Below are 13843 nucleotides of genomic sequence, written 5' to 3'. Positions count from 1 at the left end.
GGATACATATGAGCGACTTCCGAGAACGTGCGAAGAAATCAATTGCGAACAGCAGCCGGTACATACATTTGGGCCGTCCTCAACGAGGCCAGATTGCACAGGAGCTCAAATGCTGCGCGCTCCAGCGTCGTAAAAGAGCCCTTTGTGACGGATGATGCAGGGAGTACGAATGGAAGGCATGATGGGGTATATCTTCCTTATATCCCGACGTTTCGAAGAGGATTGCAACTGACTTTCCCCGCTATCGGGTCCATCTGCGGCTGATGATATTTCGGCCATGGTTGGCGCGGCTCAGGCTGGGTTGGGTGTCGTTCGGATGCCCATTTTTCTGGACGCGCAGCGGCTGATCTGGTGCACAGAGCCGCTACTGCTTCCACAAACATATGCAGATATCTGGGTGGTGGGGCACCCTGATATCTGGCCATCGCGAAAATTGAGTGCTTTTCGGGACATTCTGACCCCGTATTGCAGGTCGCGCCGCGACAGCCTTGTCGCCTGACTCTCCTAGCCTGCCGCATAGCCGATTGCGTCGAGTGCCGCCGCCTTGCTGGAGCGCGCGATCTGGTCAGCGGCGGGACCTGATCCCACAGCCCGCGAGAGGGTAAGCCCGCCAATCAGTGTCGACAGGAACGCCCATGCAATTGCTTCGCGTTCGGTCGCAGACCCCGCCTTCGGCAGGTGGTCTGCAATCTCTTTGATGATGCGGCTCATCAGTTCCGCGTATTCGGTTCGCACAGCTGGATCTGTCCTGATCACGTCCGGCGTCAGACTGGTCATTGCGCAACCGCCCTCTAGGTCCATCCGGTGACCTTTTCCAAGATAATAGTCTGCGAAGGCTTCTGGCCACTGGGCGCCATGCTTCTTACGATACTCGGGCAAAGCGGCAAGGACATCTTCCAGACCGGCGACAAGTGCCGCCCGGAACGCATCGTTCTTGGATTTCAGATGGGCATAGAATGCGCCAGACGTGACACCAGCGTCTTTCGCGATTGAGTCGACCCCGATCCCTGAATAGCCCTCTTTTCGAAATGCCCGGCCAGACGCCTCTAGCAGTTTCATCTTGGTGGATTCTGATTTTTTCACGCCAAGCCAATCCTTTAGCTTAAAAAATAACGATCACTATATTTTTTGATTGACGGCGAGCGCCAATCGGAATAGCGATATATAGGGATCGTTATATTTCGATACCCACCCCAAGACAACCACCAAGGTAGGTAGCCTCAATCTTAAGGAGAAGACGACATGGCTTCACGTGTGCCCCGGCACGCGCCCGGTGGAACTGCGCCAATGTCACGGCGCAAAGTTACCGCAGGGCTGGCCGCCATTCCCCTCGCGGCAATAGGGCTGACTGCTCGCAGGTCAGCTGCAACTGCGCAATTCAATCAAAAGGAACACCAAACTATGCCTGCCAACGCCTTCGTTTACACAGAATTGCAAGCGTCCGTGCCCTTCACGGATGTCCGATGGGAAAAGCTGAATGCTGCCATCGCGGCCCAACCCGGGTTTGTTGATAAAACTTGGTTGTCCGGGCTCGGCAACCATTCTGTCGGCGGGCTTTACGGGTTTGCAAGCGTCGAAGATGCGCTGCTTTACTGCACGGATTTTTTCCCTGCTCTGGCCCGTGACTTAGGCGTGGCGCAAACAACGCGGGTCTTTGATAATCAGGCAACCGCAGAGGCCAGCGCGGCGATGGACGCGCCCCACTTTGGCGGACAGGTCACAGCCGAGCCGGGCGCATTTGTTTACACCGAGGTGCAGGTCGCTGTTCCATTTGAAAACGCACCGTGGCAGGACCGAAATCCGGTCTTGCGCAGGCAAAAGGGACTGCTGTCCAAGATCTGGCTAAGCGGGCACAACACAAACACGCTGGGTGGCTTGGACGCCTTCGACACTGTCGAAAATGCGTTGGACTTTGCCATCAATGAATTCCCGAAAACGACAGCCGCGATGAAGGCGGCCTTTTATACGCGCGTCTTCGATGCCCGTGTGACCGAGGCCGCAAGCCGCGGTCTCAACTCTCCCTACTACCTTTAACCTCTTCAACTGAACGGAAATGACATGAAACTGAACTCTCTTTCTGGTGCCATCATGGCGCTTGCGATGTCGTCAACTGCTGCAATGGCTGCCGATTGCTTTGAAATGGGTGGCGTCGCCATCCCTAACTTCTTTGGCGAAGGCGAAGGTCAGCCGATGATCATCTCGGCGGTTTTGACCGGTGCTGTTCAAAACGCCGCGGGCAAGATCACGGCCACCCGTGAGACTGAAACGGGTCTTGAGATGGACATGGAACACTACTTTGGCCGCGCAGATGGCGGTGCGTTCCAAACCAAGGATCTGGGCATTCTGACCGCCGTGCCGGGCAAGCCGGGCCGCTTTATGATCGAAATCACCTACGACATTCAGCGAGACGTCACACGCGGCACGATGAAAGGCTACAGTGGCCAATTCAACAGCTATGGCCTCGTTGATTTGCGCGACGATGACAACCTTGTCGGGCTGGTCCGCTACCAGGGTGAAATCTGCCGCTAAAATGAGCTACCGGGGACAGGCATTGTTTGTCCCCGGTCCTTTGGATCCTTCAGGCGTATCATTATGAACACTCAGTCAACGTCCCCAAACACCCCGCACGCCATTCTTTATTCGATGGTCCGTGTCCGAGACCTCGATCGGTCCTTGCGCTTTTATTGCGATGCACTCGGGATGCAGGAATTGCGTCGAGAGACTTTTACAGTTGCTGAATTTACGCTGGTCTTTGTCGGTTATCCCGACAGCAGCGCAATGATTGAGCTGACCTATAACTGGGGCGAGCATAGCTATTCGCACGGCACCGGATATGGACACATCGCATTGGAGGTTCTCGACATACACCACACCTGCCTTCATCTGGCCGGGCTGGGCGTTGAAATCACCCGAAACCCGGGCCCGATGAAAGCGGCACCGGATGAAACCGGCGAACACGAAACCATCGCCTTCATCAAAGACCCAGACGGTTACAATATTGAGCTAATCCAAGCCCCCTAGGCGTGCCTACAAGCGATGAGGCACGGCCGACGTGGAGCACAAACGCTTTGGGCACGGCAATCTATGAAACGAGACACACCATGACGAGCAACCGCACTTCTGAAAAACAACAGGTTCACAGACTCAGCAGGTCTCTGTCTCTGACCTTGTTCTTAACTGCCTTGATCGCCGTTCCAATACCGGCGTTGGCGGATGGGCCCCATCTGATGTCAACGAAAGTCGCCGAAAACCTGTACATGCTGACAGGCGATGGTGGGAACATCGGCGTCATGATCGGGGACGATGGCACGTTTCTTATCGACGATCAGATGGCACCTGCTTTGCCGGAATTGCTTGCGCTTATAAACCAATTGGGGGGCGAGCCTCCCCGGTTCCTGATCAACACCCATTTCCATTTTGACCATACTGGCGGAAATGAACTTCTTGGCGGGACAGGTACAACGATTTTCAGTCACGAGATGGCCCGCACGCGTCTTGCTGATGGAAGTGATATTCCTCTTTTTGATTTGTCGTTTCAGCCGATGGCAAGCGATGGATTGCCCGTTGTCACCTTTAAGGACTCGATGAGCTTCCATTTAAATGGCGACATAATGCGCGCCGTCCATACGCCCCGGGCACACACGGACGGAGACTTGGTGGTATTTTTTGAGATGGCCAATGTCGTGCACGCGGGGGACGTATTCTTCAACGGCATCTATCCGGTGATTGATACTCACAATGGCGGTACCTTGCAGGGCACGATCAGTGCCGTTGAAATGCTACGCGACCACACCGATGAACATACCAAAGTCATCCCGGGCCACGGCTCGTTGGGATCCCGCGATGACCTCTTGGATTACCTCGCAATGCTTCAGTATGCCCGCGATGAACTCAGCAAACTGAAAGGCGAAGGAAAAACGCGCCAGCAAGTAGTCGATCTTAGGCCGCTAGACCAATTTGATGCCAAATGGTCTGGGGGATTTTTCTCAACGGACATTTGGACTGGACTGATGTTCGACGCGCTTTAGCAGTGCGTTGCGTGAGGTGCCTTGAACGCTCTCTGGATAGGAACTGCCCCACTGAAGAACATCACATTGAATACTTCATTTTCATCGCGAGATGATCAATCAGCGGGAATAGAGCATGACTGACATTTACCCTTCGTCGCGCATCTTCAACCGATGGCCAACTTTCACAATGGCCTCAAGCGCAGGCACAAGTTCACCGCCCAGCTCGGTAAGGGCGTATTCGACGGACGGGGGCGAGGTTGGTTGCACATTTCGCGACAGCACTCCGCGCTCCTCAAGCTCCGTCAGCCGTGTCGAGAGCACCTTGGCCGAAATTGGCGGAATGTCGGTACGCAACTCGTTAAAGCGGCGCGGGCCAGCACGCAGCGACCAAATCACATTGGCGGCCCAAGCGCCGGAGATCACTGCCATACAATGTGTCAGCATACAAGGCTGTGGCGGTTCGGGGCTTTGGTTTTTGCGGACTTTTAGCGGCATGTTTGGGTGACCAGGTTTCCTTCAGGTAACTCGATAATTCAGTAACCAAAAGAAACCTAGTTGTCAACGGTTAGTCAATGCGCCATCTCTGGCTGAACAACCCAACTGACTGGAGCTATGACAGATGAAACTTTACTACAAACCCGGTGCATGCTCGATGGCATCTCACATCGTCCTGAACGAGCTTGGTGTCTCATTCGAACTCGACAAGACAGACACCGACACGAACACGACCGAAGCGGGCGGCGATTTCCTCAAGATCAGCCCGAATGGCTATGTTCCGGCCCTTGTCACAAATGACGGCGATATCATCACTGAAAGTCCTGCCGTGCTTCAGTTTCTGGCTGATCAGTCACCCGATGCTGGCCTTGCACCCCCGAACGGAACGTTCGCACGCACTCGCCTCCAGGAGACCCTCAACTTCCTATCGTCTGAACTGCACACCTCCTTTGGCCCGTTTTTTTCAGGCGTCGAGATGGATGATGCGCGGCGCAAAAAAACCGACGCGGGTGTCCAACGCCGGGCCACTCATATCGAGCGAACCCTCGCAGACGGGCGTGACTTTCTCATGGGTGACACGTTCACCGTTGCGGACGCCTATGCATTTGTAGTGCTCAACTGGGCCAGCTTTGTCGGAGTGAGCCTTGACGCGCATCCGAAAACCCAAGCTTACGTCGAACGGATCTCGGCACGTCCTTCCGCGATCAAAGCGATGATTGCCGAGGGCTTGATGGAGCAGGCAGCATGACTGCATTTGCCGCAGTAACAGACGTGCTAGAGACCTATTTCGACGGTCTCTATCACGCCGATCCGGACAGGCTGGCTAAAACGTTTCACCCAAAAGCAATCTATGCGACGGCGGATGAAACACCACTGCTTTACCGCACGATGGATGAGTATTTCGCGGTGGTGGCCAAGCGTGTGTCCCCAGCCTCGCGCAGTGAACCCCGACGTGATGTGATCGACTCCATAGAGTTTGCGGGGGAAAACACCGCCTTTGCCCGTGTGCGATGTTCCATCGGTACAAAGGATTTCATCGATTTCCTGACGCTCGTGCGAACCGATGGCGCATGGTCGATCATGGCCAAAATTTTCCAAATCTCTGAACGTGAGATCTGAAAGGAACCAACATGCCATATATTAACATCAAGGTAACACGCCAAGGCGTCACTGCGGACCAGAAGGCTGAACTAATTAGAGGCGTGACCGACTTGTTGGTCCGGGTACTCGACAAGTCTCCGGCGACAACTTTTGTCGTCATTGACGAAGTTGCGCTTGAGAATTGGGGGATCGGAGGTCTGCCGGTCGACAAGTATAGACGCGACGCGGCAGGTTGACCTGAATGGCCATCCGCACTTCCCTTTGTGATCTGTTCGACATCGAACATCCTGTACTGTCGGCACCTATGGCAGGTGTTAGCGGCGGCGCACTTGCTGCGGCCGTGAGCAAGGCAGGTGGTTTGGGCCTGGACGGCGGCGGTTATGGCGACGCCGATTGGCTCAAACGCGAATTCGACGCAGCAGGTGATGCGCGGATCGGGGTCGGCTTTATCACGTGGTCGCTCGCGCGCCAGCCCGAATTGCTCGATCTTGCCCTCGCGCGAAACCCGGCAGCACTCATGCTCTCGTTCGGTGATTTTAAACCGTTTCTCCATCACATCAGGGACGCCCAGACAAAACTGATCGTTCAGGTGCAGACGCTCGAACAGGCGCGTGAAGCTGTCGATGCTGGCGTTGATGCCATCGTGGCGCAGGGCACAGAGGCAGGCGGGCACGGCGGCACCAGAGCGACGTTGCCCCTCATCCCAGCGGTTGTGGATATCGCGCAAGGAATACCAGTCATCGCGGCAGGCGGTATCGCTGATGGACGTGGTCTGGCTGCGGCTCTGGCGCTTGACGCTTCGGGCGTCTTATGTGGAACCGCCTTCTTTGCCAGCAATGAATCCCTCGCCAGTAACAATGCCAAACAAGCTGCTCTGCGCGGTTCGGGCGACGATACTGAACGCAGTTCCGTATTCGACATGGCACGTGGGCTCAAATGGCCTTCGGATTGGAACCTGCGCACGATGCGCAATACCTTCACGCGGCGGTGGAGCGGGGATATTGTCGGCTTGGGCGAAAACCTTGCAGAAGAGCAAATCCGTTTCAACGCCGCTTCGGCAGCGGGTGACACGGATGTAGCCGCCGTGATCGTCGGCGAAGCTGCTGACCTCGTTCGAAACCGTGGGCCTGCGCAAGCCACTCTTCAGGACATGACTTCACAAGCCGGGGAAATCTTGCAGCGCCTTGGCCGACGTGTGGAACCCTTCAAAGAGGATTCAGAGAATGCCAAAACTTAACGGAAGCTGCCTGTGAGGCGCGGTCTCGTTCGAGGTCGTCAACGCGTTCGACACAATGTTCTTGTGTAGTTGCGATCAGTGCAGACAGATCACCGGATCGGCCTTTGCATCAAATCTGTTCATAGCCTCCGATGGGTTCAACTGGCTGAGCGGTGCCGATGAAGTTGCCACCTACCAACTGCCGGCGCGAGACATCTCCAAATCATTCTGCCGTGTCTGCGGATCAGGCGTTCTCTGGGCAAGCGGCGACGGAATGAAAATGATCGTTCCAGCGGGATCTCTGCGCGGGGAGCCGGAAGTGGTCAAAAAGTACAGGATATTCATTTCTGAACAACCGTCTTGGTCCTCATGTCTTGATCAGGTTGAGGCATGTGAGGGGTTTCCCCCATAGCGTAGTGTTCTTTTGCTTTGCGATCGACCGGGAAGCGGCCGTAACAACACCACCTTGGCACCCGCAAATGCGAAACCTTAGTCAGAAAATAACATGTAAGGAGAAGCCGTTGATTACCTGTTACGTTCAATATGAGCTGAACCCAACTAAAATTCCCGAATTCGAAGAATATGCGCGTGTGTGGATTCCCTTGGTCGAAAAATTTGGAGGAACGCATCACGGGTACTATTTGCCGCACGAAAGCCCGAACGACCTTGCCGTCTGCCTGTTTTCGTTCCCCTCTCTGGCGGATTATGAGGCCTATCGCATCAAGAGCCTGACAGACAGCGCATGCCAGAAAGCATATAAATCTGCCGAGGATACAGACTGTATCAGACGCTATGACCGTCACTTTTTGCGTCCATTGGAAATGCCCAGCTAGGTCGGCGCAATCCGCTATTTTTGGCGCAAGCAAATTCATGAAATCTGTCTGGAGCTTCATTATGAGCCGCCCGCCGCTTCCGCCATTTTCCGAAACAACTGCCGCGCAAAAAGTGCGCGCCGCCGAGGATGGTTGGAACAGCCGAGACCCCCAGCGCGTGACGCAGGCCTATACCGACGACAGCCAGTGGCGGAACCGGTCTGAACTCCTCACAGGCCATATCGAAATCGAAGCATTCCTGTCGCGCAAATGGCAGCGCGAACATCACTATCGTCTAATCAAGGAACTCTAGGCATGGACACAAAACCGGATCGCCGTGCGCTTTGCCTACGAATGGTGTGATGACGACGCGCAGTGGTTCCGGTCCTATGGCAACGAGAACTGGGATTTTGGGGTAGACGGGCGGATGTGCCGCCGTATTGCCAGCGTCAACGATATGCCAATCATGGAACAGTCGCGTCTGTTTCACTGGCCCTCGGGTCGCCGTCCGGACGAGCATCCAGGGCTGACCGAGTTGAATCTCTGATTTTGCTGTCACGATACTGGACGTTCATGAAAGCATGCTCTCGTATTTTGAACCTGCGCAAACGAAAATCTGACGGGCCGTGCCTGCAACGGCGTCCGCAACACGGAGCAAGCGAAGCGCATCGGACGTTAACATCCCGAGATCCCCGCAGAAGTCAATAATCTCTTCGAGCAGAGTTGACACCGCACTCCGTGTGAGTTGATCAATTCCCGATCGTGACATTTTCGGCTGAGGAGGTCCGGCGCAATCCGGCTCTTTACTTCCAACTTCCAAACCGTTTTCTGATTTCCCGGCAGTTATAAGGCATCGCAAAGCAGCCATTTGCGCAGCCGCAGCGAATTCATCGTTCGTCCCGCATCTTACCAGTTCGTGCGCACAGCAGCTAACGGCCATGTTTCCTGACCCGGCCCTTCGTGACCAACGCGGCGAAGGTGTCGGGAGTGCCCTATAGCGACTGATGCTGGGCTCGGAATAAATGTCCACTAATGCATCATTGCAGCGGGATCGTAAGCCATAGTTCTGGTGCGTTTATGACACCAGCTCCAAGTTGAAGGGGCCGGCTGCATACCGACCCCCTGCTTTCCGTCAAGAAAACCGTCTTATGCGCGGCGCCTGAGCCCTGTGAGTACTGCAAGTGCAGACAGAAGAGCCCACCCCGCGGCCGGAAGTGGCACAACGCTTGTCGGCGGGTCTACTATGGGCGGTGCCGAAGAAATCGCGCCGATCGCATCGATATCCGGACCGCCAAACGGACTTCCGGAAGTAGCGCCACCGGGCGCATCTGTCACGCGAACAAATGAGAACATATCGCCGACATTCACGCCAGCGACGCCATCGATATCCAGACCGACGACTGCGTCGCCACTGACTATCCCCAGGTCAATCCAGATATTCTCATCTTTCGATATCTCGACCTGAAACGACTCGATCACGCCACCACCAGACGATCCGACCTCGAAAACAAAAAGATCTGCGGAATCGTCTCCAGAGGTTGTCAAGGAATTGTCGGTGAATTGTACCGTAACAAACCCGAAGAGTGAGTCATCCAGATTATCCGGTGATCCTCCAGGGTCGCCCAACGCAAAGAGTTTATCGGTGCTTCCAACAGTGAAATCTGGAGCACCCAAAACATTCGTCGGGTCGGTATAATCATCCGCAACGGCATCACCCACCGCGAAATCAACGACTCTGTCCGCAAAAGACACATCGCCATCCGGAAACGTGATGCCGCTGTAAACAGTTGCGGAAAACGCTGGCCCGGAGATTCCTAATGCGCAGCACATCGCGACGAACATCGTGCGCCATTTCCCAAGCATGCAATGGTGCGAAACAAATGTTTGTTGGAGCCTAAACCTGGCCAAATTTGATAGAGTACCTAGCACTTCTAATTCCCCCTAATTGTACCTTACAAGTGCAATAAAACACCTGGCACATATTTGATTTGCAACAGCAGGGAAGCGGCTGAGTTTGCCGTGTACAAGAATTTTCTTTCCGTTTTTTCGTTTTGAAAACACCCCTAAGTTGACGCGATCATCCCTGCTCATCCGGCGATGGTGGTATTGCATGCCCACTCGAATTCAAATTGGCGGGCTTAAAAGCTCAGCGCCCTATTTCGTCTATAAAAAGCGGCCTAACTAAAAATTTTCGTTTTGAAAATCACATATCGCGCGACCACGGTGCGTCAACCGAACGTTCATTGGACGAATCGTTGATGTAAGACTCGATAAGTCGGTCGATCGCCCGGCGCGTCAGACGACCGTGATCGCGCGAATGGCCAAGGCTCGCTACAAAACTCCAATGTGCGTGCATCATCGAGACGAAGAGAAACGACAATTCTTCACATCCGTGGCCGTCAAGTTCGGGATGTGCAATAGCTAGTTCGTGAGCAATGACTTGACCCAAAGTTTTGTACTGATCGCATAGCCGCTCTTTTAACTCCTCAGAGCCCACAGCATATGCCAACAAGGAGTCATAGACTTCTAAGTCGTCCGGCATCGGATGCTGGTCTGCCAAGTCAAAAAAGAAGTCCAGAAAAAACTTGAGCCGCTCAACCTGACCTACATCCACAATCCCGGTGACCAGGATATCACGATAGCGGTTTCCAAGGAACGTACAGAGTTCGAAGATCAAAGCATCCAGGTCGGTGAAGTAATAACGGACCAATTGGCGAGACAGCCCGGACTCATTGGCAACCGCTTCAAACGACAGCGCCTGCAGGCCCCGTTTCTTGATCAGGCTTGTGGCGGCACGCATGATTTCTATCTTCTTTTCCTGAGTTTGATTGCCTTTGACCATTGCAATTCCTTCCTTCAGACGATCCGATTGTGGATACTAGGTACTAACCCCCAAAATCAGTTGCACGCGAGATCGCCACGGTCCTGCGGCACAAGTTAGACCTCGTCGGCCGACCGTTTTCATGCAGGCTTGTCCGCCACTTGCGTGCAGCACGTCATAAATCACGGCTCAAAGCAATAGGACGGTGTGGCTCGGTTCCTGACGCGAGTTGACAGTTTCTCTTGTGATGTAGCTAGACAGCTTATACCAAAGCGCAGTCCGAGACATGCGGGGCACGCCGTAAGTATCGGGACACGGGCAGGCCCATTGACAGTGTGATCCTGCTCACATCACGGTGCGACACCGATGATGCCTTCGAATTTGGCCGAACTGTCGCGTCAGAGGATGCCGTGGCGGCTTCGATAGCCTGCTTCAGACCTGCAGAGCGACCCTCTGGACCTCTGGTGCCAACTACGTCTTCGTCCGCGCCGCCGCCGACATCTAGATTCTGGTGGATCTTGCTGCCGCAGCGAATGTCTCCTCTGACGGGCCGCACCGCAGAACGGCTACCTGTAGGCGAACGGCCGGTATGGGCCGTCCGCGAGATCCGTTTAGGTAGGGCAGGGGGCAATGCTGCAAACGATCTAAAGGCCGCGAAGAGCCCGCTTTGCTCGGTGCTGCGCTTCGAACCAATAACGGATTTTCGGTGCAAGGCTCCCCTGTGCCGCAAGTTCGAACTCGTGGTGTGACGCGATTGAAGCTGCCCCGATACTAGATCGGAGCAGCAATGTAGTTTCAGTGCTGTAATCGGACAGTTAGTTGGCCCTTTGGCTCACGGGCGTGATCTTTCCGATCGGCGCTCCGGCCAATGCACCATGCTCGCGCAGGGTATCGGTATTGTCGGCCCGGTAGATGCAATACGTCCCTTCACCAGTCAGATAGGAATGGTCCCATTCGATCACATCGCCAAGCTTGGCAACCGCCGCATTCGAGCCTTTCGAAATCTTTTGCTTCTTGTCCAGCCCGAAGAAGCCGACACCGGGAATGGGTCGTTCGATGACAAAAACCTGATGTCCGTCGCGCGGCTCTGCACCGGCAGCCTGACCGCCGCCAACAGTGGGCGAGTTGATGAAGAGCACTTCCGAGATTTTCTCGGGCGTGATGGCGGCGGCCTGAAACAGGACACGCACCGCGTTCTCGTCGTTGGCCGTCAGCACGACATAGCTGTCAGGGCCAGCGGACAGCGTTTCGTCAACACTCACACCTGCCTGTTGCAGTAGGGCCTCAGAAGGGGTTTCGAAAGGGGCCTCAAGTTCGACGACAAACTGGCCTGCAAATCCAGCAACGGGCGTGCAGAGAGCCGCAACCAGTACAGCGCGGAAAGAAGGGAAACTTAACATATGGTCCTCCATGGTTGAATTTTATCGCTTCGTGGCTTTCGTGGCCATACCGCCAGAAAACGACTACAATGGTGGAGGAATCCGAGCTGAAATGTCCTGAATGACTTCCGAAATCGCTCCGAAATCAAACGTTTTACTGATTGGTCAGGGTCGTTACGACCTTGAAGCTGGTGCACTTACCGCAGCGGACGGCACGCCGATCCACCTGCGGAAACAATCTGCCGATGTCCTTGCGGCACTTTCGTCTAGGGCAGGGGAAGTGGTTGATCGTGAGGCGCTGGTTCAAGCGGTCTGGAAGGACATCGCAACGACCGACGATTCATTGATCCAGTGCATCGGGGATATTCGTCGCGCGCTCGGAAAAGACGTGATCGAGACCTATCCAAAGGTAGGATACCGGCTGGTCGCTGATGTGGCATCAGTAGACCCCCCAACGTGGCGGCCACGGATCAACCTTCGCCTGATCGCGGCGGCTGGAGCGTTGGTGCTTTTTGCGTCGGGTCTGGGCCTGTGGTTCGGTTCCGGTTCCGGTTCCGGTTCCGACGGTTCCGGCGCTGACAGCGTGGCCATTGTGCCGCCGCGCATCGTGCCGGACAAAACTCTCGCGGTTTTGCCCTTCGTCAATCTTGGCGGCGGCGAGGAGCTGCAGTTTTTCGGAGACGGCCTCAGCGAGGACTTGACCACAGACCTCGCCAAGATACCGGATCTGACAGTGATCGCCTTCGCTTCCAGCGGCGACTTTCCGCAAGCCGAGGCCGGTTTCAGGGAGATCGCTGATAATCTTGGTGTGCGTTATCTTGTGCGCGGAACCGTGCGGCACTCGAACGACAGGGTGCGTATCAATGTTTCCCTCATTGACCCTTTCGAGGGCGTGAACGTTTGGGCAGAGCGATTTGACCGGGTCCGGCAGGACCCCTTCGATGTCCAGGAAGATGTGACGCGCGCAATTGTTGACGCACTGTCACTTTCGCTCAACGCCAACGTGGTGCCTTCGCGCGTGGCGACAGATGCCTATTTCATGCTGCTGCGCGGTTTGGAGCCATTGCGTGAAGGCACAGTCGAAGGCAATCGCCAGGCACGTGAATACTTCGAAAAAGCGCTCGAACTTGAACCAAACTATGCACGTGCACACGCCTACATTGCTGTCGCATACGGGCGCGACATGATGTTCGACTATGCCGCTGTGTCCCCATGGCAGTCTGTCCAACGGGGGCTTCAGGCCGCTATCGCAGCGATAAGGCTCGATCCAGACATTCCAAATGCCTATTTTGCGCTGGCAATCCTGAACCTTGCCATCGGAGAAAACGACAAGGCACTTGCGGCTGCGCGACATTCGATTCAACTCAACCGGAATTTCGCGGAGGGTTACGCCATTTTGGCCGAGGCGGCTGTTTACGGCGGTGATCTGGAAGAGGCACGCGAAGCGATTCAGCACGCCAAACGATTGCACCCACATCATCCGGCGCGATTTAACTGGATTGAGGCACAGGTCCATCTTCAGCTTGGCAACGTGGAAAACGCGCGCGTGTTGCTGGAGGTGACAGTTGAGGAAGCACCTGGTTTTGCCGCAGCTTTCGTATTGCTCGCGGCCACCTATGGCGAACTGGGAGAGCACGAACGGGCAAAATCAGTGCTGGCCGCGTTGCGCGCTCAACAGCCAGGCTTCCAGGTTGACCAGTTTGTAGCCTCGGAGCCTTTTGCATTCGAAGATCGTCGTCAGCGGCTCGATGATTTACTTCAAACAGCAACCAGACATTGATGCGCCATTCTAAGCGAATTTCGAAACGCATTGGTTACCCGTTGGACGAGCCTTCATCGAATACCTGTTAGTCCTAGAGTAACCATTGGTGCAGTTGCAGCGAAGGTCTGCAATGCGGGCTGCGACTGCAGCATGCCGACTACAGATTGGATGTCGGCTAATGGGATGTACCGGCTGCTTCACCCAGCAGGTTAGGCTTTGCCTATTTCTGCAAGATGGAGAAGTAGCA

General features: G+C 55.1%; 16 protein-coding genes and 1 pseudogene. 12 read left to right on the top strand and 5 right to left on the bottom strand.

What is annotated here, in order from left to right; genetic code table 11:
• Positions 1–504: 504 nt before the first annotated feature.
• Positions 505–1083 (bottom strand): TetR/AcrR family transcriptional regulator, encoded by a 579-nt coding sequence (locus Q0802_RS24315; RefSeq protein WP_298922586.1) that lies wholly within the window; start codon positions 1081–1083, stop codon positions 505–507.
• A 159-nt stretch (positions 1084–1242) separates the two neighbouring features.
• On the opposite strand from Q0802_RS24315, the gene Q0802_RS24310 reads away from it, so the two are divergent.
• The 4 genes from Q0802_RS24310 (at position 1243) to Q0802_RS24295 (ending at position 4028) form a co-directional block, all read left to right on the top strand.
• Entirely contained in the window at positions 1243–2034 is a 792-nt protein-coding gene (locus Q0802_RS24310; RefSeq protein WP_298922584.1) for a YdhR family protein, read from the top strand.
• 24 nt (positions 2035–2058) lie between these two features.
• The gene (locus tag Q0802_RS24305; protein ID WP_298922583.1) at positions 2059–2529 is read left to right on the top strand and encodes a hypothetical protein; all 471 of its coding nucleotides are present in this window, start codon (positions 2059–2061) and stop codon (positions 2527–2529) included.
• Between the two features lie 63 nt (positions 2530–2592).
• The gene (gene gloA, locus Q0802_RS24300) at positions 2593–3021 is read left to right on the top strand and encodes a lactoylglutathione lyase (protein WP_298922582.1); all 429 of its coding nucleotides are present in this window, start codon (positions 2593–2595) and stop codon (positions 3019–3021) included.
• A gap of 80 nt (positions 3022–3101) precedes the next feature.
• Positions 3102–4028: an MBL fold metallo-hydrolase gene (locus Q0802_RS24295; RefSeq protein WP_298922581.1), complete on the top strand. Its 927-nt coding sequence runs from the start codon at positions 3102–3104 to the stop codon at positions 4026–4028.
• A gap of 126 nt (positions 4029–4154) precedes the next feature.
• Here the strand turns inward: Q0802_RS24295 and Q0802_RS24290 are convergent, their stop codons facing one another.
• On the bottom strand, positions 4155–4439 hold the full coding sequence (locus Q0802_RS24290) for a helix-turn-helix domain-containing protein (protein WP_298922579.1): 285 nt from the start codon (positions 4437–4439) through the stop codon (positions 4155–4157).
• Positions 4440–4629: 190 nt separating this feature from the next.
• On the opposite strand from Q0802_RS24290, the gene Q0802_RS24285 reads away from it, so the two are divergent.
• From Q0802_RS24285 to Q0802_RS24260, 7 genes and pseudogenes are all read left to right on the top strand, one after another.
• Positions 4630–5253, top strand: coding sequence for a glutathione S-transferase C-terminal domain-containing protein (locus Q0802_RS24285; protein WP_298922578.1), 624 nt, complete (start codon positions 4630–4632; stop codon positions 5251–5253).
• Complete coding sequence (locus Q0802_RS24280) at positions 5250–5624, top strand: nuclear transport factor 2 family protein (RefSeq protein ID WP_298922576.1); 375 nt, start codon at positions 5250–5252, stop codon at positions 5622–5624. Before Q0802_RS24285 ends, Q0802_RS24280 begins: the two co-directional genes overlap by 4 nt.
• An 11-nt stretch (positions 5625–5635) precedes the next feature.
• A complete protein-coding gene (locus Q0802_RS24275; RefSeq protein ID WP_298922574.1) occupies positions 5636–5842 on the top strand; it encodes a 4-oxalocrotonate tautomerase family protein in 207 nt (68 codons plus the stop codon).
• A gap of 5 nt (positions 5843–5847) precedes the next feature.
• The gene (locus Q0802_RS24270; RefSeq protein WP_298922573.1) at positions 5848–6843 is read left to right on the top strand and encodes a nitronate monooxygenase; all 996 of its coding nucleotides are present in this window, start codon (positions 5848–5850) and stop codon (positions 6841–6843) included.
• Between the two features lie 55 nt (positions 6844–6898).
• Positions 6899–7234 (top strand): GFA family protein, encoded by a 336-nt coding sequence (locus tag Q0802_RS24795; RefSeq protein ID WP_366523356.1) that lies wholly within the window; start codon positions 6899–6901, stop codon positions 7232–7234.
• A 109-nt stretch (positions 7235–7343) separates the two neighbouring features.
• A complete protein-coding gene (locus Q0802_RS24265) occupies positions 7344–7655 on the top strand; it encodes an NIPSNAP family protein (protein ID WP_298922571.1) in 312 nt (103 codons plus the stop codon).
• A gap of 61 nt (positions 7656–7716) precedes the next feature.
• Positions 7717–8181 (top strand): annotated as a pseudogene (locus Q0802_RS24260) (nuclear transport factor 2 family protein).
• 599 nt (positions 8182–8780) lie between these two features.
• Here the strand turns inward: Q0802_RS24260 and Q0802_RS24255 are convergent.
• The 3 genes from Q0802_RS24255 to Q0802_RS24245 all read right to left on the bottom strand — a co-directional run bounded on the left by Q0802_RS24255 (position 8781) and on the right by Q0802_RS24245 (position 11855).
• Positions 8781–9386: a VPLPA-CTERM sorting domain-containing protein gene (locus Q0802_RS24255; RefSeq protein WP_298922569.1), complete on the bottom strand. Its 606-nt coding sequence runs from the start codon at positions 9384–9386 to the stop codon at positions 8781–8783.
• A 451-nt stretch (positions 9387–9837) separates the two neighbouring features.
• The gene (locus tag Q0802_RS24250; protein ID WP_298922567.1) at positions 9838–10476 is read right to left on the bottom strand and encodes a TetR family transcriptional regulator; all 639 of its coding nucleotides are present in this window, start codon (positions 10474–10476) and stop codon (positions 9838–9840) included.
• 794 nt (positions 10477–11270) lie between these two features.
• A complete protein-coding gene (locus Q0802_RS24245; protein WP_298922566.1) occupies positions 11271–11855 on the bottom strand; it encodes a nickel-binding protein in 585 nt (194 codons plus the stop codon).
• Positions 11856–11955: 100 nt separating this feature from the next.
• On the opposite strand from Q0802_RS24245, the gene Q0802_RS24240 reads away from it, so the two are divergent.
• A complete protein-coding gene (locus Q0802_RS24240; RefSeq protein WP_298922565.1) occupies positions 11956–13614 on the top strand; it encodes a winged helix-turn-helix domain-containing protein in 1659 nt (552 codons plus the stop codon).
• The last annotated feature ends 229 nt before the right edge of the window (positions 13615–13843 follow it).

The sequence above is a fragment of the uncultured Roseobacter sp. genome, from assembly GCF_947495275.1.
Lineage (GTDB): Bacteria > Pseudomonadota > Alphaproteobacteria > Rhodobacterales > Rhodobacteraceae > Roseobacter.
The sequence above is the reverse complement of the archived record's forward strand: the minus strand, read 5'-3'. Positions and strand labels throughout refer to the sequence as shown.

Excerpts from the sequence above, each read along its gene's own strand:
- Q0802_RS24290 (WP_298922579.1), bottom strand. The coding sequence starts at position 4,439 with ATGGCAGTGATCTCCGGCGCTTGGGCCGCCAATGTGATTTGGTCGCTG.
- Q0802_RS24310 (WP_298922584.1), top strand. The coding sequence starts at position 1,243 with ATGGCTTCACGTGTGCCCCGGCACGCGCCCGGTGGAACTGCGCCAATG.
- Q0802_RS24285 (WP_298922578.1), top strand. The coding sequence starts at position 4,630 with ATGAAACTTTACTACAAACCCGGTGCATGCTCGATGGCATCTCACATC.
- Q0802_RS24240 (WP_298922565.1), top strand. The coding sequence starts at position 11,956 with ATGACTTCCGAAATCGCTCCGAAATCAAACGTTTTACTGATTGGTCAG.
- Q0802_RS24270 (WP_298922573.1), top strand. The coding sequence starts at position 5,848 with ATGGCCATCCGCACTTCCCTTTGTGATCTGTTCGACATCGAACATCCT.
- Q0802_RS24295 (WP_298922581.1), top strand. The coding sequence starts at position 3,102 with ATGACGAGCAACCGCACTTCTGAAAAACAACAGGTTCACAGACTCAGC.
- Q0802_RS24250 (WP_298922567.1), bottom strand. The coding sequence starts at position 10,476 with ATGGTCAAAGGCAATCAAACTCAGGAAAAGAAGATAGAAATCATGCGT.
- Q0802_RS24275 (WP_298922574.1), top strand. The coding sequence starts at position 5,636 with ATGCCATATATTAACATCAAGGTAACACGCCAAGGCGTCACTGCGGAC.
- gloA (WP_298922582.1), top strand. The coding sequence starts at position 2,593 with ATGAACACTCAGTCAACGTCCCCAAACACCCCGCACGCCATTCTTTAT.
- Q0802_RS24795 (WP_366523356.1), top strand. The coding sequence starts at position 6,899 with ATGTTCTTGTGTAGTTGCGATCAGTGCAGACAGATCACCGGATCGGCC.
- Q0802_RS24305 (WP_298922583.1), top strand. The coding sequence starts at position 2,059 with ATGAAACTGAACTCTCTTTCTGGTGCCATCATGGCGCTTGCGATGTCG.
- Q0802_RS24245 (WP_298922566.1), bottom strand. The coding sequence starts at position 11,855 with ATGTTAAGTTTCCCTTCTTTCCGCGCTGTACTGGTTGCGGCTCTCTGC.
- Q0802_RS24280 (WP_298922576.1), top strand. The coding sequence starts at position 5,250 with ATGACTGCATTTGCCGCAGTAACAGACGTGCTAGAGACCTATTTCGAC.